Origin of the sequence: Paraburkholderia sp. J10-1 (assembly GCF_905220165.1) — a bacterium.
Classification (GTDB): domain Bacteria; phylum Pseudomonadota; class Gammaproteobacteria; order Burkholderiales; family Burkholderiaceae; genus Paraburkholderia.
Genome location: NZ_CAJMYW010000006.1, coordinates 83,839 through 101,720 on the forward strand (window position 1 = coordinate 83,839; position 17,882 = coordinate 101,720).

General features: G+C 63.7%; 19 protein-coding genes and 1 tRNA gene. 6 read left to right on the forward strand and 14 right to left on the reverse strand.

Translation table 11 applies throughout. The annotated features are described in order from the left end of the window. Window positions 1-17: 17 nt before the first annotated feature. The 3 genes from U5A65_RS19955 to U5A65_RS19965 form a co-directional block, all read right to left on the reverse strand. Window positions 18-377: a hypothetical protein gene (locus tag U5A65_RS19955; RefSeq protein ID WP_321947085.1), complete on the reverse strand. Its 360-nt coding sequence runs from the start codon at window positions 375-377 to the stop codon at window positions 18-20. Window positions 378-527: 150 nt separating this feature from the next. Next, window positions 528-1,319 (reverse strand): hypothetical protein, encoded by a 792-nt coding sequence (locus tag U5A65_RS19960; protein ID WP_321947087.1) that lies wholly within the window; start codon window positions 1,317-1,319, stop codon window positions 528-530. A gap of 75 nt (window positions 1,320-1,394) precedes the next feature. After that, on the reverse strand, window positions 1,395-2,651 hold the full coding sequence (locus tag U5A65_RS19965) for a tyrosine-type recombinase/integrase (protein ID WP_321947089.1): 1,257 nt from the start codon (window positions 2,649-2,651) through the stop codon (window positions 1,395-1,397). Between the two features lie 493 nt (window positions 2,652-3,144). On the opposite strand from U5A65_RS19965, the gene U5A65_RS19970 reads away from it, so the two are divergent. The 4 genes from U5A65_RS19970 (at window position 3,145) to U5A65_RS19985 (ending at window position 6,044) form a co-directional block, all read left to right on the forward strand. Next, the gene (locus U5A65_RS19970) at window positions 3,145-3,357 is read left to right on the forward strand and encodes a hypothetical protein (protein ID WP_321913890.1); all 213 of its coding nucleotides are present in this window, start codon (window positions 3,145-3,147) and stop codon (window positions 3,355-3,357) included. 127 nt (window positions 3,358-3,484) lie between these two features. Next, entirely contained in the window at window positions 3,485-4,006 is a 522-nt protein-coding gene (locus U5A65_RS19975) for a TonB family protein (protein ID WP_321913891.1), read from the forward strand. 386 nt (window positions 4,007-4,392) lie between these two features. Continuing rightward, complete coding sequence (locus tag U5A65_RS19980) at window positions 4,393-5,709, forward strand: MFS transporter (protein ID WP_321935133.1); 1,317 nt, start codon at window positions 4,393-4,395, stop codon at window positions 5,707-5,709. A 155-nt stretch (window positions 5,710-5,864) separates the two neighbouring features. Continuing rightward, window positions 5,865-6,044: a hypothetical protein gene (locus U5A65_RS19985; protein ID WP_158758386.1), complete on the forward strand. Its 180-nt coding sequence runs from the start codon at window positions 5,865-5,867 to the stop codon at window positions 6,042-6,044. 81 nt (window positions 6,045-6,125) lie between these two features. Here U5A65_RS19985 and U5A65_RS19990 read toward each other — a convergent pair whose 3' ends face one another. From U5A65_RS19990 to map, 8 genes are all read right to left on the reverse strand, one after another. Continuing rightward, entirely contained in the window at window positions 6,126-6,251 is a 126-nt protein-coding gene (locus U5A65_RS19990) for a hypothetical protein (protein WP_256094537.1), read from the reverse strand. A gap of 281 nt (window positions 6,252-6,532) precedes the next feature. After that, window positions 6,533-7,540 carry a lipopolysaccharide heptosyltransferase I gene (gene waaC / locus U5A65_RS19995; RefSeq protein WP_321947090.1) on the reverse strand — a complete coding sequence of 336 codons (1,008 nt, stop codon included), beginning with the start codon at window positions 7,538-7,540 and terminating at the stop codon, window positions 6,533-6,535. A 381-nt stretch (window positions 7,541-7,921) separates the two neighbouring features. Continuing rightward, window positions 7,922-8,239 (reverse strand): YXWGXW repeat-containing protein, encoded by a 318-nt coding sequence (locus U5A65_RS20000; RefSeq protein WP_321947091.1) that lies wholly within the window; start codon window positions 8,237-8,239, stop codon window positions 7,922-7,924. Between the two features lie 230 nt (window positions 8,240-8,469). Continuing rightward, window positions 8,470-8,724 carry a cell division topological specificity factor MinE gene (gene minE, locus U5A65_RS20005; protein WP_027795398.1) on the reverse strand — a complete coding sequence of 85 codons (255 nt, stop codon included), beginning with the start codon at window positions 8,722-8,724 and terminating at the stop codon, window positions 8,470-8,472. 14 nt (window positions 8,725-8,738) lie between these two features. Then, entirely contained in the window at window positions 8,739-9,554 is an 816-nt protein-coding gene (gene minD, locus U5A65_RS20010) for a septum site-determining protein MinD (protein ID WP_028205181.1), read from the reverse strand. Window positions 9,555-9,646: 92 nt separating this feature from the next. After that, the gene (gene minC, locus U5A65_RS20015; protein ID WP_321935130.1) at window positions 9,647-10,528 is read right to left on the reverse strand and encodes a septum site-determining protein MinC; all 882 of its coding nucleotides are present in this window, start codon (window positions 10,526-10,528) and stop codon (window positions 9,647-9,649) included. Window positions 10,529-10,763: 235 nt separating this feature from the next. Next, window positions 10,764-11,312 (reverse strand): GNAT family N-acetyltransferase, encoded by a 549-nt coding sequence (locus U5A65_RS20020; RefSeq protein WP_321913896.1) that lies wholly within the window; start codon window positions 11,310-11,312, stop codon window positions 10,764-10,766. Between the two features lie 142 nt (window positions 11,313-11,454). After that, window positions 11,455-12,240, reverse strand: coding sequence for a type I methionyl aminopeptidase (gene map / locus U5A65_RS20025; RefSeq protein ID WP_158758391.1), 786 nt, complete (start codon window positions 12,238-12,240; stop codon window positions 11,455-11,457). Between the two features lie 212 nt (window positions 12,241-12,452). On the opposite strand from map, the gene U5A65_RS20030 reads away from it, so the two are divergent. Beyond that, window positions 12,453-13,247 (forward strand): hypothetical protein, encoded by a 795-nt coding sequence (locus tag U5A65_RS20030; protein WP_321947092.1) that lies wholly within the window; start codon window positions 12,453-12,455, stop codon window positions 13,245-13,247. Between the two features lie 79 nt (window positions 13,248-13,326). Here U5A65_RS20030 and U5A65_RS20035 read toward each other — a convergent pair. The 3 genes from U5A65_RS20035 to U5A65_RS20045 form a co-directional block, all read right to left on the reverse strand. Continuing rightward, window positions 13,327-13,417, reverse strand: a tRNA-Ser gene (locus U5A65_RS20035). Between the two features lie 146 nt (window positions 13,418-13,563). After that, window positions 13,564-14,856, reverse strand: coding sequence for a serine--tRNA ligase (gene serS, locus U5A65_RS20040; protein ID WP_321913898.1), 1,293 nt, complete (start codon window positions 14,854-14,856; stop codon window positions 13,564-13,566). Between the two features lie 77 nt (window positions 14,857-14,933). Then, a complete protein-coding gene (locus tag U5A65_RS20045; RefSeq protein WP_233882442.1) occupies window positions 14,934-16,265 on the reverse strand; it encodes a replication-associated recombination protein A in 1,332 nt (443 codons plus the stop codon). A 235-nt stretch (window positions 16,266-16,500) separates the two neighbouring features. Here U5A65_RS20045 and cytX point away from each other — a divergent pair, with 235 nt between their 5' ends. Beyond that, window positions 16,501-17,817, forward strand: a complete 1,317-nt coding sequence (gene cytX, locus U5A65_RS20050) for a putative hydroxymethylpyrimidine transporter CytX (protein WP_321947094.1) — start codon at window positions 16,501-16,503, stop codon at window positions 17,815-17,817. Window positions 17,818-17,882 lie beyond the last annotated feature (65 nt).

Consider the following 17,882-nt stretch of genomic DNA (forward strand, 5'->3'; position numbering starts at 1 on the left):
GCTGTACCTCGGCCCGCCTACGCGGGCTGTTTTTTTTCTTCAGTCGCCTCGCCGCCCTTGCTCGCCGATGCCTTGGGTTTTTCGAATTCACCGTCGTGCTTCGAGCGATACGCACGCACGCGCTTCATGTGCTCATTGCGTGTCGCGGTAGACGCCGCCGCCTTCGCCGCCAGCCATTTGTCCAGGGCGCTCGTCAGGAAGAGCGTGATGCGTGGCGCGGCCTTTATTGGCTGCGGAAAATCCGGGTCATCCTTGACGAGCTTCCAGAGCTTTCCGATTGATACGTCGATGTAGGCAGCAGCGGCAGGAGGGCGCAGCGCCGCAACAGCAACAACGAGCTCTTCGGTCTGGGTACGGGGCAATTGGCGTTCGGTCATTTGTGTCTCCCACTGTCAACGGAGACACATTCGATGCCATGCGTTGTGGGCGTCAAGCGACCAACAGTGTTGGCGCGCAAACCCTTGGCGGGCGAGGGTGTTACGGTAGATCCACCAACACTGTTGGCGTATGGCGCAGGCGTCCAGCAATCAATCCTCCTGGCGTTTGCCGTCGATAACGCGCGTACTGCGCGTCTTGGCCTTCCCGCTCTTCGGCTTTTCGAGATGCTTTCTGACAGCCTCGCGCGACACCTGAAGTGCCGCCGAGATCGTGCCGACGGGATCGCCGTCGCTTTGAGCGGCCAGGAAGTTGCGCCATGCGACCAATGCGGCCCGCTCGGCGTCCACCCACTTCGCAGCCAGCTTGCCGCCCTTGCGCTGCATCAGCATGGGCGGGATATCGATGCTGGCAGGCGCGTCAAGGGTCAAAGTCTCCGCCGGATCAACCGAGCCGCCAGCGATCGTCGAGGCGACTTCCGGCACCGATTCTTTGCGATCCAACACTTCGTCCCGCATGAAGGCTTGAAACTCGACGCGCTCAAAAAATACCCTCACGAATGGCGCGAACGGCCACCGCAACGGCATTCCGTCCATCTTCGTACCATCCTCGTATCGAGGCGTCAGGCGCCCCGCCAGCACGGCTGTTTCTACTGCGCGCCGGAGACGCTCTGCGGTATACGTCGCATCTAAATCGCGATCGTATTGCACCGCGCCAGAAAGAAAAGAGTCTCGGCGTGCCGGCATTTCTTCAGGCGCCAAGATCCGCGCGGGGTGTTTGGGCAGGACGGAATCCGGGCTTAGGTATTTGAGCGTCGCATACTTCACGACGCGCGGCTCCGCTTCCGTGAGATCGTCGTCGTCATCGTCGCGCCAAATTTCGACGCGTTCTCCGGCGCCGCGTTTGCACGTTAAACTGCCTGCGTTATGCTCTCGTTCAGCCATTGCCGTGCTCCTGGTCGAGCAGGGTTGATGGTCAGGCCCGCCGCGCAGCGCTAACTACACGGCGGGCCGCTTCTCTTACTTTGCTTTACGCGTGCCCATCGGCAAGACATCAGCCGCGCGAGGAATTGTCCCGCAAAACCTCGCCCACGCCTGCATCAATAAGCGGCGCTTCGCGAGCAGATCGCCGCGCTGATAGGCCGCCTCTACTTCCGACTTGAGCGCATGCGCGAGTGCCTTTTCCGCCAGTTCGCGCGGAAAATTTGTACATTCTGCGGCCCAATCGCGAAACGTCGAGCGCGCCGTACCATGTGCCGTCACGTCGACGCGGCCCATGCGACGGAGCACCGCCCCCGGCGCCATGTCCGACAACATCCCACCTCGCGGAGCCGGAAACACCAGATCACTACTGCGCGGTAGAGCTTCGAGCAGCTTTACGGCTTCGTCCGACAGCGGGACACGGTGCTCGGCTCCGCCCTTCATGCGCGATGCGGGAATAGTCCAGACGCGGGCGTCGAGATCGACCTCGCCCCATGTCGCGCCGCGCACCTCGCCCGGCCTTGTCGTCGTCAAGATTTCGAATTCTAGAAGCCGCGCGGCTATGCCCTGGCGTTCACGCAGATCGCGCATGAATTCCCCGATCTCGCTGTACGGAATCGCAGGATGGTGCCTTGATGTCTCGCGTTGCACCTTGCCCGGTGCCGGCAGCAGCTTGTCCATGTGATCGCGCCACCGCGCCGGGTTCTCGCCGGTACGGTATCCGTGCACTGCCGCCCATCCGAGAATCGACTCGATCCGCCCACGCAAGCGCGAGGCCGTTTCGTTCTTCGCAAGCCAAATGGGTTCCAGTACGCGCATGACGTGCGCTGTGTCGATATCAGCTACGTCCATCGAGCCGATAATGGGATTCGCGTAGGTCAACAAAGTCGCGGCCCACTGTTTTCGGTGCTTGCTGTTTCGCCACGCGGCTTCATGCACTTTGATATACGCGACGCCGCATTCCTCGAACGTTTTCGCGTTGACGGCGGCCATCCTGCGCGCGGCCAACACTTCCCTCCGATGCTTAAGAGGGTCAATTCCGTCACGCAACAGGTTACGGGCGTCGATCATCTGTTCACGCGCTTCGACCAGCGTCACGATATCCGCGCCGCCCAAGCCCATTTCGGTTGTCCGTCCGTTGACCTTGTATCGCAGCGCCCAGCTTTTGCCCCCGACCTCGGCGCCGGTGCCCTTGCCCACGACAAGGAAAAGGCCGTTGCCATCCGGGTAATAGCCCGGCTTGGTAGCACGCTTAATCGCGAGCGGCGTAAGGCGATTAACGAGTCGCTTTCCCATACACCACACTCCCACACTACAAAACGAAATGAGAGTTTACAGTCGGCTACAGTGGGAGACAACTAAATCACAGAAACCCCTTATTTTTCAGCACGATTCATTGACAGTCGAGTACAGTCGACTACAGTCGGAGACGCTAATTATGGCGGACACCGCCTCCGCCAATTCTTGAAACCTGGCGCGTCTGCGCGCCAGCGTGTCGTCAAAGCGCCGGCCATCAGGCCAATACGCCGCTGATCAACGAGATGCCACCCCAATGCCACGAGAGCATGCGTGGTCAGCATCGAGGAATAAATAATCAGGACTGCGATTAATTTAACGACGGCAAGCCGTGCTTAGCCAGGGCGCGCCGACATTCGGATCGAATATCCCGTCACAACGCCCGCAATTAAAGGGTCGAACCCATAAATCGCCGCAAGAAACCGCGCGCAATTCACTAGGTGAAAACCCTAACCATGAGGTAAAATCCTACCCATCGATGGGAAAGATCACCATGCCGCACCAATACCAACTGCTCGAAAAATTCGCGTTCTCGCTTGTCGTCCTGTTCGCCGTGATGTGCTCCAGCTACATCGCGTGGGAAACTTCGCCCAATCTTCGCGACAACTTCCAGGTCGGCAAGGAACTGTTCCTGAAGAGCGGCGAGTACTCGTACGCCTGCGCGACGACCACGGCCGATCCCTGCGCACAGTTCCCGGTCGAATAAGCACGCTCAGGCACCCGCCGCTTCGCACGTTTGTCCCACGTCCCGTGACAACGCGGGACAGTTCTGATTGCTTCCCGCTGCGTATCGTCTAAGCTCGAATCAGGTTCCGCTTCCGAGCTTGTTCGACATGCTCATCTGCGTCCAGTGGTCATGCGGTTCGTCCGCACCTCGCGCCTTCCTCGCACGGCGCCTCGGTCTGGTTTTGCTGCTCGCGATTCTCGGGTGCCTCGGCGCCTGCACGATCACGCCGCCGCCCAAACCGCTCCTCGCCATTCCTCCCGCGGCAATCAACAGCGCCACACTCGACGACTACCGCACCACGGTCGCGAAACACATCGTCGCGCACAACCCGACCTACGTTTTGCACGGCACGCCGCAGGCCATGCTCCGCTCGCTCGTGGTCGTGTCGTTCACGGTCAATCGCAATGGCCAGATCGTGAAGTCATCGGTTTATCGGACCAACGGCGACAACGAAGCCGAGGCCACCGCACTCGCAACACTGCGCCGTGCCGCGCCGCTGCCGCCACCGCCCGGCGGCCTGCTCAATTCCGCCGGCCAGCTCGAGATGTTCGAGGACTGGCTCTTCAACGACAACGGCAAGTTCCAGTTGCGCACGCTCGCTTCGCCGCAAGCGCAGAACTTCCAGTAACGTCAACGCTTCGCCCGCCTGTTTACGCCCGCCTTGCTGCGCGGCGCGCACGGTCGTTATAATTTTTCGCTATCCCCAGCCGGCGCCCGCCGGCCATGCCTCTCGCCACGCGCCATCCGCGCCGCCGCGTGAGGCTTCGATCGTGCTCGCGCCCCTTCGTGCCTATCGGCACGCGCCATAGCCGGTCAGGAACCACCGCGCACAGCCCGCGCTGTGCGATGCATACTGGCGAAGCGTCGCCGCCTGACGGACGCTGCGTGCTGGAAGCGCCCTGAGCGTCGCGCGCCAGAGCGCGCCCCGCCACGCTTCGAGCCTGAACAAAGACGTCCGCGCAAGCCTCGCAAGACGGGAGGCGTAAGCGCGTCACAACGACTGGAGACCCTTGAATGTCCACCTCCCCCATTTCGCCCGCGCGCGCCGATCAGGCAAACGCAGCGAAGCAGCAAAGCACCGCACGCGTGATCTTTGCGAGCTTTATCGGCACCGCAATCGAGTTCTACGACTTCTATGTGTACGCAACGGCTGCCGCGCTCGTCATCGGCCCCGTGTTCTTCCCGCACGGCTCGGCCACCGCGCAGGCGCTCTCGGCGTTCGTCACCTTCGGCATTGCGTTCGTCGCGCGGCCAATCGGCTCGTTCATCTTCGGCCACTTCGGCGACCGCATCGGCCGTAAATCGACGCTGGTGGCGTCGCTGCTCGTCATGGGCCTGTCCACCACGCTGATCGGCTTCCTGCCCGGCTATGACGCGATTGGCAGCCTCGCGCCGATCCTGCTGTGCATCCTGCGCTTTGGCCAGGGCATCGGCCTGGGCGGCGAATGGGGCGGCGCCGCGCTCCTCGCGACGGAATACGCGCCGCAAGGCAAGCGCGGCTGGTTCGGCATGTTCCCGCAGCTCGGGCCGTCGGTGGGGTTCCTCGCCTCGAATGGCCTTTTCTTCGGGCTCGCCTCGACGCTCTCCGACCAGCAGTTCCGCGACTGGGGCTGGCGCGTGCCGTTCATCGTCTCGGCGGTGCTCGTCGCGCTCGGTCTGTACGTGCGCCTGAAGATCGCTGAAACGCCCGCCTTCAAAGCCGCTGTCGAGCGCGAGGAACGCGTCAAGGTGCCGATCGCGACGCTGCTCTCGCAGTACTGGTGGCCGACGCTGCTCGGCGCGCTCGCCATGGTCGTGTGCTACACGCTGTTCTACAACGCGACGGTGTTCTCGCTCTCGCACGGCGTGACGGCGCTGCACATTGCGCGCCCGACCTTCCTCGGCATGCTGTGCATCGCCGTGGTGTTCATGGGCATCGCCACCCCGATCTCGGCCTGGCTTTCCGATCGCTTCGGCCGCAAGCCGGTGCTGATCGTCGGCTGCATTCTGGCGATTCTCTCGGGCTTCACGATGGAGCCGCTGCTCGGCAGCGGTGCAACGCCGCTCGTGCTGCTCTTCCTCGTGATCCAGCTGTTCCTGATGGGCGCCACGTTCGCGCCGATGGGCGCGCTGCTGCCCGAGTTGTTCCCGACGAACGTGCGCTACACGGGCGCGGGCGTGGCGTACAACCTCGGCGGCATTCTCGGCGCTTCGGTCGCGCCGTATATCGCCCAGGTGCTCGCCGCGCGCGGCGGTCTCTCGTGGGTCGGCGCGTATGTGTCGATCGCCGCCTGCGTGAGCCTGTTCGGTGTCCTGTGCATGCGTGAAACGCGCCATACGTCGCTGTCGTAACGCGTCGCCGCATCAAAGAAAAAGCGGAGTCCGCCAGCCGGACTCCGCTTTTTTTACGCCCTTGCAAATCGCGATTTTTGATCGCTTTGGGCACGCGCAATGCGTGGCTATACTCGAATCAACAGGCGGGGAGCGATCTCCCGGGGGAGCCGATGATGAACCTGCATCTGAGCAACGCCGACATTGTTCTGATCATCGCCCTCGCCCTGGGCATCTCCCTCCTGATGGCGTTTCGCCTGCGCACCGCGAGTTGGCGCGCGGTCGTGCTCGAAGCGCTGGCGGCGAACGCCGCGGCAATTGCCGCAGTCGTCGCAATCGAAATGCTGCTTGCCTGAAGGCCGGCATGCCGCTGGTGCCGCTGGTGCCGCTGGTGCCATTCGCACGGCGCCATGGGGTGCTGCGCCGTGTGGCGGCGATCAGCGGTAGTAGTAGCCGTGATGGTAGCCACCGCCGTAGTAGCCGCCGGCTGGCACCACGACGCAGCCGCCCAGCGAAGCCGCAAGCAAAGCGCCGGCGATGAGGGTAAGCGTCAATCGTTTCACAGTGTTCTCCCTTCAAGTCAGTGTCTGGGTCCAGCCATGCGATGTCGGGCTGGACGGTTACGATTGAACACGACGGCGAAGGCGTGAGGCGTTGCAATTTGTAAGCAGCGGTATGGCTCGTGTAACAGGATGGGCGTCCAAAGCCTTTTGCACGTGCGCCCACACGCGCGCGTGCAATACGAGCGCGACACTTTTAACAAGCTCGTAATAGGAAACCGCGAGGCAACCGCGAGAAAACGGCGAGGAAAGCGCGCGGCAAGCGCGCGCAGAAGCGCGAAAACTCAAGCGGCGTGAACGCGCGATGCCTGCGTGGATGGGCCACCGTCGCGCGCGGGGTAGATGCGGTCGACGGCATCGATCGCTACCTGCACGGGTGGCACGTGATGGCCATCGCCGATCGAGATCGAACGATTGGGCGCACGCACGCCGCTGTGCTCGGCGTCGGTCGAAACGAAGACCATCACGGTCGGCTTGATGAGCGCGTGCGAGAGATGCACGAAGCCCGTGTCGGTGCCGACCACGAGCGCGCAATCTTCGATGCGCTGTGCGACTTGCGAGACCGTGAGGCGCGGCAGCACCGTAGCACCTGGGATGAGCGCCGCGATCTCGAGCGCCGTGGCGCGCTCGCTATCGGAACCCCACGGCAGTTCGATGCGCAGGCCACGCGCGATCAACGCGTTGCCCAGTTCACCCCAATGCGCGACCGGCCACTTCTTCTCGTCTTTCGAGGTCGCATGAAAGAGCAGCGCCGTGGGCGCCTCAGGCGCGGGCAGCGCGGTGCCGTCGCGCGGAATGCGCATCTGAAAGTCGGGCGGCGTATCGACTGTGTAGCCAAGCGCCTCGCCGGCGCTGATGCGCATGCCGTGCCACGCATCGCATTTCGGACGCGGCCCGAAGCGGCCGTTGTACGCGAAGGCCGCGCCACGCTCGCCGAGATCCTGCGACAGATAGCCGAAGCGGCGCCGCCCGCGCGCGATAAACGCGATGATCGCGCTCTTGTACACGCCGTGAATGTCGACGATCGCGTCGTAGCGGTAAGCGCGCAGTTCCGAAATCGATGCCCAGATCGCCTTGAAGTCGCTCCAGCGGCGCGCCTTCTTGAAGCGGCGCAGCGGCGCGCAGAGCACGCGGTCGACACCTGCGTTCCAGCGCACGATATCGGCAAAGGCCTCGTCCGCGGCCCAATCGACCTTGACGCCAGGGAAGGCGCGCTGCACGTCGGCGACGACCGGAAGCGCTTCGACGATGTCGCCGAGCGAAGTCACTTTGACAATCAAAACTCGTTTCATTGTGCTGCGGACCGCGGGGCCCGATATTCCAGTCTTCAAGGGATTTCCGGAGATTCTAGCGGACGAACCTTGCGTCAACCTGCGAATAGTCGATTCGATGCGAACGATATCTGTCCCTTTCTTACTCAAACGACGTGTGGCATCGACAACGCGCACCGCAAAACACACCGGGCCCGACGCGACAAAAGCGCGTCGGGCCCGGAATGGACGACCCGTCGACGGATCGATAACAACGGTCAACGGCTAGTAGATGACGACCGGCGCGGGTCGCACGTACATGGGCCGCGCCGGCACGACGATGCAGCCCGCCAGCGTAAGCGCGAGCACGGCTGCCGCGAGCAGTTTTTTACTCATATTAAGACTCCCCTCGGGCTCGAAAGATCAAGCGGCCCAGTGGCCTTCGACCCAGCGCCAGTTCGGGCCGTGCGCGATCCAGTGGCCCGGCACCCAGTGATAGCCAACACGCTCAGCCTGCCAGTGGCCGCGCACCCACACGTACTGGCCGTGGTCCCAACGCCAGTGGCCCTTGTCCCATGCGTAGCCCGCACGCGGCGCCGGCATGACTTCCACGCGTTCGGCAGGCGGCGGCGCGCTCGGCTCGAGCACGACGATTTCGGCAAGCGCGGGAGCCGCGACAGCGCATGTGCCCGCAGCAACGATCGCGGCCTTGGCGATGAAGAGGCGAATGGAGTTGTTCATGTTGATCACCCTTGAATGTGGACGCCATGATTGGCGTTACCCGATCAATGCACGAACAGGGCGTTGCGCTGACAGCGGCGGTGTAACGGCGCAGGGTGAAGTGAAACCGAATATTTCGGTAAGGCGGAAGGGGCGTTGGCGCGCAGCGCGCGAGAAAGCAAGGCGCGAAGGAAAAGCGAAGCGATACGACAAACGACGCGCGCAGCGCAGCGGCTGCGCGCGCTTAAGACTCAAGCCTGCGGAATCTCGATCTTGACCTCGAGCACTTCGAGATCGTCCTGACGTTCGAGGCTCACGCGAATGTCTTCATCGGAGATCTTCACGTACTTGGAGATCACCGCGACCAGTTCGCGTTGCAGGGCCGGCAGATAGTCGGCGGGCGGATGGCCGCCTGCGCGCTCGTGAGCAATGATGAGCTGCAGGCGTTCCTTCGCTACCGAGGCGGACTTCTTCTTCTCGCCGAGAAAAAACGAAAGAAACGACATGACGTTCGCCTCCCTTACTTGCTACCGAAGAGGCGCTGCAAGAGGCCCGGCTTCTGGTAATCGGTGAAGCGAAGCGACTTGTCCTCGCCGAGAAAGCGCGACACGACGTCCTTGTACGATTCGGCGACGTCGGTGCCGTCCAGATGCACTGCCGGCAGACCCTGGTTCGATGCGTGCAGCACCGCTTCCGATTCGGGGATCACGCCGATCAGTTCAATGCGCAGGATCTCCTGAATGTCGTTCAGCGAGAGCATTTCCCCTTCGCTCACGCGCTTCGGGTTGTAGCGGGTGATGAGCAGGTGCTCCTTGATCGGGTCCTTGCCGTCGATCGCGCGCTTCGTCTTCGACGACAGCATGCCGAGAATGCGGTCCGAGTCGCGCACGGAAGACACTTCCGGGTTCGTCACGATGAGCGCTTCGTCGGCGAAGTGCATCGCGAGCAGCGCGCCCGACTCGATACCGGCGGGCGAATCGCACACGATGTACTCGAAGTCCATCTTGCGCAGGTCCTCGATCACCTTCTCCACGCCTTCCTTCGTGAGCGCGTCTTTATCGCGTGTTTGCGAGGCCGGCAGGATGAAAAGGTTTTCGCACTTCTTGTCCTTGATGAGCGCCTGATTGAGGTTCGCCTCACCCTGGATCACGTTGATCAGGTCGTACACGACGCGGCGCTCGCAACCCATGATCAGGTCGAGATTGCGCAGGCCCACGTCGAAGTCGATGACCGCGGTCTTGTGGCCGCGCAACGCGAGGCCCGATGCGAAACTCGCGCTCGTGGTCGTCTTGCCGACACCACCTTTGCCCGAAGTCACCACAATGATTTTTGCCATTCCCTTACCTTGCGTTCGTCAGTTTCTCAGTTTGGTCTCATCGCGTGCCGCTCATGCCCCTGCTCGCCTGCGCACGACGCTCGAGCTGCGACTCAGGTGAGCCTCAACGGTTCGATCAACAGCTTTTCTTCCTCGAGCCGGATTTGAGCCGGCTTGCCGCGCACGTCGTCGGCGAGTGGGACTTCAGTGGTACGGTAGATGCCCGCAATCGAAATCAGTTCCGCCTCGAGGCTTGTGCAGAAAATGCGTGCGTCGTGGTTGCCGTGCACGCCCGCAAGCGCACGGCCGCGCAACGGCGCGTAGATATGGATGTTGCCCTCTGCGATCACTTCCGCGCCGTTGGAAACGAGGCCGAGCACAACCACGTCGCCCTTTGCGTAGATGCGCTGACCCGAGCGTAGCGGCCGGTCGACCACGAGCGTGGGTTCCGCGCGTGCGCCGGCTTCGAGCGACGCCGCGGCGCTCACCGTAGCCGCCGCGCTCGCCTGGGCGGCGGCCGGGTCCGTTTCGGAGGGAAAGAGTTCGGGCTGTGCAGCAGTGGTTTGCGGCGCGGCCGATGCGGTGGCAGAAGCGCTGGCAGATGCAGTGGCAGGCGCATTCGAAGCCTCGCCGTCGCTCGCCGCTTCATCGAAGGCCGGCTTCGTGCCCGCGCCGCGGCGGTCGCGCGCTTCGAGGAAAGGCAGGCCTGCTGCAGCGGCCCAGCCATGTTGCTCAGGCTGTGCAACCACGCCGACCGGGCGCATGCGCACGCTTTCCAGCAGACGCGCGATGTCGCCGAGCGCGACCTGCTCGCCGTCGGCGAGACGCCGCACGTCGATCGCGACGGTGTCGTTTGCGAAGAATTCAGGCGTCGCCTCGAAGCGCCGCGTAAGTTCTGCACGCATGGCATCGAGCTCGGTCGTCTTGACCACGAACAGAAGCGTATCGACTGAACCGCTCTTCAGTTCAAAATATGGCGATTTCCTGGGCGACATGGCGTTCGGCTAAAAATTTTGCGTATTTTACAGGCGCGGACGCACACGGCCATTATTTTTAATGGTGTATTCGGCCAAATTCCCTGCTCGATACGCACAACCCGCGCACAAACAAAAATGGCGCAAAAAAAGCGCGCGAAGCGAGACCGCGAGCGCGAACGATCGGGTTCGGTGTGTCGTACGGAGGGAAGTGAAGCTGGAGCGCCGCCGCGCACAGCGGCGCGAACGGCAGGCGTTATGGTGAAGAAGCCGGTGAAGAAGCGGACTTCGCGTGCTCGCCGAGCGCGCGCATGAGCAACGTTTCCCATTGCTCGGGCTGTTGCTGGCTGCGCGCGTGATCGCCGGTGGCGACAAAGCCGAGGCGCTCGTAGAAACGCATGGCCGTGGTGTTCGCGTCGGTCACCCAGGCGTAGACCTGCGTGGCGCCTTCGCTCACGAGCCATTCGATGGCGCTGTTCAGAAGCAGTTCGCCGCCGCGCAGATGACGCACCGCAGGCGCGACCCACAGCGCCGAAACGAACGCGCGGCGCGCCGGCGCGCTTTCGAAGCTCGCGCCGATCAGCCCGGCCGGATGGCCCTCGGTATAGAGAATGAACGACGTGCCGGTGTGCGAAACCGCATGGCGGGCCGCCGCGGCGTCGAAAACGGCGGCATCGGCCGATAGCGCGTCTTCGAGCGTGTCGCCGAATGCATAAGGCGCGTCGCGCAGCGATGCTGTTCGAAGCTCGCGGAGCACGGCACCCTGATCGGCGGCGATACGGCGAACGGTCAGTGACGGACTCATGCAGTCGTAAACCCCAATAAAGCGCTAACGCGTAGCTTTAACCGAACTGGCTTGAGAGTCAAATCCTTATTTGACAATTGCCTGCAGACCACGCCTCGCGCGCGATCCTTGACAGACGGCCGCAGAGGCCGCACAACCGCGCTCACGGGGCCTCGTAGGCGCCTGTGCCGTCCGGCCAGGGCGTGAGGAGTTCGTAGCCGTCGTCGGTGACCGCAACCATGTGCTCCCACTGCGCCGAGAGCGAGCGGTCCTTGGTGACGACCGTCCAGCCGTCGCGCTGCACCGTCGTGCCGGCGCGGCCTGCGTTGACCATCGGCTCGATCGTGAAGACCATGCCCGGCTTCAGTCGCACGCCCTGCCCCGGCTGGCCGTAGTGCAGCACCTGCGGCTCCTCGTGATAGACCTTGCCGATACCGTGGCCGCAATACTCGCGCACGATCGAGAAGCCATCGCTTTGCGCGCGCTTCTGGATGGCGTTGCCGACGTCGCCGAGCGTCGCACCCGGCTTCACCTGGCGGATGCCCGCGAGCATCGCTTCGTAGGTCGTGTCGATCAGCTGGCGGCCCACCGTGCTCGGTGTGCCGACGCAGTACATGCGGCTCGTGTCCCCGAAATAGCCGTCCTTGATGACAGCCACGTCGATGTTGATGATGTCGCCGTCCTTGAGCACCTCGCCGCGGCTCGGAATGCCGTGGCAGACCACGGAATTGACGGACGTGCAGATCGTCTTCGGAAAACCGAGGTAGCCGACATTGGCCGGGACGGCCTTGAGCGTGTTGACGATGTAGTCGTTGCAGAGGGCGTCGAGGTCGTCGGTGGAGACGCCCGGCTTCACGTGCTCGCCGATCATCGCGAGCACGTCGGCGGCGAGCCGGCCCGAAATGCGCAGGCGGGCGAGATCGTCGGCAGACTTGTAGGTGATAGGCATCTGTGGACCGAAGTAGGCGCGGCGGTGTGCTGGAGAACGCTTCGCCGCAAATTCAAAGGAGCGATTGTACCGGCGCTGCAGCGTCGCTAGCGCAGCAAGGCGCGTCATCGCCATGACGCCGGGCGTGGAATTTTCAGATATCTCCGATTGTTCGAGCGCAACCCACCGTCAAAAATGAGAAATATCTTACATCGCAAGCAGGAAGCCCGATCATGACCTCAAGTCATCCCGCCCCCGCCTCCACTCCGAACACGGCGCTCAACGTCCTGATCGCGCTGCCCACCTACGACAACTCGGTGCATTTCGACTTCGCCATGGCGCTTGCCCGCCTCATGGAAACGCTCAAGGAGCGCGGCATCGGCTTCGAGTACATCCACACGGCTTCGTCGCATATCATCCGCGCGCGCAATTTCTTTGCGAATTATTTTTTGAGCCATCCCGAGTTCACCCATCTCCTCTTTCTCGATACGGACATGGACTTCTCGCGCGAAGCGGTTCTGCGCCTGATCGCCGGCGACAAGCCGGTGGCCGGCATTGCCTGCCCGTACCGCTTCTTCGACCGGGAAAAGCAGATCACGACCGCCGATGTGGGGCTCACACTGCGCGAATGGCAGGAAAAAACGGTGGACTACAACACGGCGATCCTCGCCGACGAAGCGGGCAGCAGCTTCGTGTCCGATGGCTGGGCGGAGGTGAGCCATATCGGCACGGGCATCTTCCTCGTGCGGCGAGACGCGCTGGAGTCGATCGTGGCGCACACGGAGCTATACCGCCCGCCTGCGCAATACGCGGGCTACCTGCCGGACGGCAAGTTCTATGCGTTCTTCGACACGGTCGGCGAAAAAGGCGTGTACCTCTCGGAAGACCTGTCGTTCTGCCGGCGCGTGCGTGCGGCAGGCAAGTCGGTGTGGGCGCTCGTCGACGAGAAGATCGTGCATCACGGCGGGTCGTCGATTTCCGGAACGTACCTGCGCGCGCTGGAGATGCGCGGGCATATGCAGCAGTAGTGCGTGCACCTGCGCGAGCACCGCGCGCAGAAAAGCAAAAACCCCTGCAGCGATTAAGCATGCAGGGGTTTTCTGAATTTGGCGGAGAGGGTGGGATTCGAACCCACGGTACGGGGAAACCGTACGCCTGATTTCGAGTCAGGTACATTCGACCACTCTGCCACCTCTCCGGTGTACTGCTCTTTACTGCCTCTCTGATCTTGGTCGGCGACCAGAGAAGCGAAGATTATAGAACATTTTTTGAATTCCGCAAGCCCTCTTTGGAAAAAAGTTTCGAGGGCAAGCCAATCCCATGTTCTGTTCGCGAAGCAGTGCCTCAGGCGCTCATTGCAAGGCGCGCCACGCCGCCCATATACGGCCGCAGCGCTTCCGGCACGGTGACCGAGCCGTCCGCTTCCTGATAGTTCTCCAGCACGGCAACGAGCGTGCGGCCCACGGCGAGGCCCGAGCCGTTGAGCGTATGCACGAGTTCGGGCTTGCCCTGCGCGTTGCGGTAACGCGCCTGCATGCGGCGCGCCTGAAAAGCTTCCGTATTCGAACAGCTCGAAATTTCGCGATACGTGTTTTGCGCCGGCAGCCACACTTCGAGGTCGTAGGTCTTGGAAGCCGAGAAGCCCATATCGCCCGTGCACAGCGTGATGACGCGATACGGCAGGCCGAGCTTGCGCAGGATGGCTTCCGCGTGAACGACCATCTGCTCGAGCGCGTCGTACGACGTTTCAGGCGCAACGATCTGCACCATTTCGACCTTGTCGAACTGGTGCTGACGGATCATGCCGCGCGTGTCGCGGCCATACGAACCGGCTTCCGAGCGGAAGCACGGCGAGTGCGCCGTGAGCTTGATCGGCAGCGCGTTGCCTTCCACGATGCTCTCGCGCACCGTGTTCGTGAGCGAGATTTCCGAAGTCGAAATGAGGTACTGCGTGACCGTGTTCTCGCCGCCGCCCTTTTCCACGCGGAACATGTCGTCGGCGAACTTGGGCAGCTGGCCCGTGCCGTACAGGATCTCCGGGTTGACGATGTACGGCGTGTACGTTTCCGTATAGCCGTGCTCGAGCGTGTGCGTGTCGATCATGAACTGCGCCAGCGCACGATGCAGGCGCGCGATCTGGCCGCGCAGCATCGTGAAACGCGCGCCCGAGAGCTTCGCGCCCGTCTCGAAATCGAGACCCAGCGGCGTGCCGACATCCACGTGATCCTTCACCTCGAAGTCGAACGCGCGCGGCGTGCCCCAGCGGCGCACTTCCACGTTGTCGGCCTCGTCCTTGCCTGCGGGCACGCTCTCGTGCGGCAGGTTCGGCACGCCGAGCAGCAGGTCCGAGAGCTTCGACTGGATCTCGTCGAGCTTGGCTGCCGACGTCTTCATCTCGTCGCCGATGCCGCCCACTTCGGCCATGACCGCCGAGGTGTCCTCGCCGCGGCCTTTCATCGCGCCGATCTGCTTCGACAGGCTGTTGCGGCGTGCCTGGAGCTCTTCGGTGCGGGTCTGGATGGCGCGGCGTTCCGCTTCGAGCGCGGAGAAGGCGGCGACGTCGAGGGTGTAGCCGCGGTCGGCGAGGCGCTTCGCGACGCCGTCGAGGTCTTTGCGCAGCAGCTGGATGTCGAGCATGGGATTGTGAGACGCAGTTTCGTTGTGTGAAGGGACGATTTTAGCGCACCGGCCGGGGCATCCCGGCGGGACTGGCATCAGCCTTTGCGCTTCCTTTCGCGGATTTCGTCGCGATGCTCGTCGCGCCATTGCGCGTCGAGGTCGGCGAGGCGCGCGAGCTTTTCGCCGATCTTGCCTTCGAGCCCGCGCGGCGTGGGCTGATACCAGCGCGGCTCGCGCATGCCGTCGGGCAGGTAAGTCTCGCCGGCCGCGTAGGCGTCGGGCTCGTCGTGCGCATAGCGATATTCGTGGCCGTAGCCCAGTTCCTTCATGAGCTTGGTCGGCGCGTTGCGCAGATGGATGGGCACCGCGCGCGACTGGTCCTTGCTCACGAAGCGCCGCGCCTCGTTATAGGCGTTGTAGCCCGCGTTCGACTTCGGCGCGACGGCCAGATAGATCACGGCCTGCGCGAGCGCGAGCTCGCCTTCGGGCGAGCCCAGACGCTCGTAGGTCTCGGCGGCGTCGAGCGTGATACGCCCGGCGCGCGGGTCGGCGAGCCCGATGTCCTCCCACGCCATGCGCACGATGCGCCGCGCGAGATAACGCGGATCGGCGCCGCCATCCAGCATGCGGCAGAACCAGTAGAGCGCGCCGTCCGGGTTGCTGCCGCGCACCGACTTGTGCAATGCGCTGATCTGGTCGTAGAACGCGTCGCCGCCCTTGTCGAAGCGGCGCAGGTTTTCGGCCAGCGCGCTGCCGAGCAGCTCGCCGTCGATCTCGGTCTTCTTTTGCTGCGCGGCCGCGCGCGCGACGATTTCGAGGTTGTTCAGGAGCTTGCGGCCATCGCCGTCAGCGGAACCGATCAGCGCCTTTTTCGCCTCGTCGGTGAAAGTCAGGCCGCCCAGCTCCTCGCTCGCGCGCGCAAGCAGTTCACCCTGCTCCTCCTCGTCGAGGCTCTTGAGCACGTACACGGCCGCGCGCGAGAGCAACGCGCTGTTCACTTCGAACGACGGGTTTTCCGTCGTCGCGCCGATGAACACAAAGAGGCCCGACTCCACATGGGGCAGAAAGGCGTCTTGCTGGCTCTTGTTGAAGCGATGCACCTCGTCGACGAACACGAGCGTCTGGTGGCCACGCGCACGATGCAGCTGCGCCTGCTCCACGGCCTCGCGGATGTCCTTCACGCCCGAGAGCACGGCGGAGAGCGCGATGAATTCGGCGTGGAACGCATCGGCCATGAGGCGCGCGAGCGTGGTCTTGCCCACGCCCGGCGGCCCCCAGAGGATCATCGAATGCGCTTCGCCGGACTCGAACGCGACGCGCAGCGGCTTGTTGGGCCCGAGCAGATGCTTCTGGCCGATAACCTCGTCGATGGAGCGCGGACGCAGCCGTTCGGCGAGCGGGACGTTGGCACGGGTTTCTTCAAACATGACGTTTTCGCGATAATGACGGCTTTCCGGCTGGCCGAGCGTGAGCTGCCCAGGTTGCCTGGTCAGCCGCAGATTCGGGGACACAACGTCCGACACTACAAAACGGCCTGCCGCACCGGATGCAGTCGTGCATTATGACAGCGAGTGCCGCGGCGCGAAGCGCGGGCCGAGCCGCTCATGCTGACGAGCCCGGATAAAACAGACAAAACACACGACACAGAGGAAAGCGTTCCACATGACTCAAGATTCGCACGCCGGCGAGGCCGGCTCCACCTACGCGCCGAACGTGCCCGTACCCGACGCGCGCCGGCAGTTCCGCACCGGCGACGCCTTCGCGCTGTGGTTTTCGCTCGGCATCGGCCTGCTGGTCGCGCAGGCGGGCGCACTGCTCGTGCCGGGCCTGTCGCTGCCGCACGCGCTGGTGGCCATCGCCATCGGCAGCGTGATCGGCGTCGTGCTGCTCGCGCTCGCGGGCGTGATCGGCACGGATACGGGCCTTGCCGCCATGGCGTCGCTGCGCCCGACGCTCGGCGTTCGTGGCGTGTCGGTGCCGGCCGTCATCAACATGGTGCAGCTCGTGGGCTGGGGCTCGTTCGAGATCATCGTGATGCGCGATTCCGCCGATGCGCTCGCCAAACAGGCCTTCGGCCTGTCGATGCCGCTCGTCTGGACCGTGATCTTCGGCGTGCTCGCTACGCTGCTCGCCGTGAGCGGCCCGCTCTCGTTCGTGCGGCGCTTCCTGCGCACGTGGGGCATCTGGCTGCTGCTCGCGGGCGCGGCGTGGCTCACGTGGAGCCTGCTCGTCAAGCAGGACCTTGGCGCGCTGATGCGCCGCCCCGGCACGGGCGAAATGCCGTTTGGCAGCGCCATCGACCTCGTGGTGGCGATGCCGCTCTCGTGGCTGCCGCTCATCGCCGACTACACGCGTTTTGGCCGCAAAGCGGGCGAAACCTTCCGCGGCACGCTGTTCGGCTATGGCATCGCGAACCTCTGGTTCTATGCGCTCGGCGCCGTGTACGGGCTGGCTGCGGGCGGCGGCGACGCGCTCCTCACCACGGCGCTCGCGCAGGCCGGCGGCGGCTTCGCGCTGCTGCTCGTACTGATCGACGAAATCGACAATGCGTTCGCCGATATTCACTCGGCCGCCGTCTCGACCGGCACGTTCTGGACGCGCGCCAGCGTGCCCTGGCTCTCGGCAGCCTTCGGCGCGCTGTGCACGCTGATCGGCCTCGTCGTGCCGATGGCGAAATACGAGAACTTCCTGCTCTTCATCGGCTCGGTGTTCGCGCCGCTCTTTGGCGTGGTGCTCGCCGATCACTTCATCGTGCGCCGTCGCCGTATCGATCCGCAGGCGCTCGCCGACCTGAACGGCGTGTATGGCTATTCGGGCGGCTGGCACGTGAGCGCGTTCGTTGCCTGGGCGGTCGGCTTCGGCGCGTATCAGGCGCTCAACCAGTGGCTGCCGAACCTCGGCGCGACGCTGCCGTCGCTCGTGATCGGCGCACTGTGCTATCTCGTGGTCGCGGGGCGTCGTCGCGCGGCCTACGCTTAAGGCGCCGCACTTCGCATCCCCGCGCAATGAAAAACGCCACGCTTCGCAGCGTGGCGTTTTTGCTT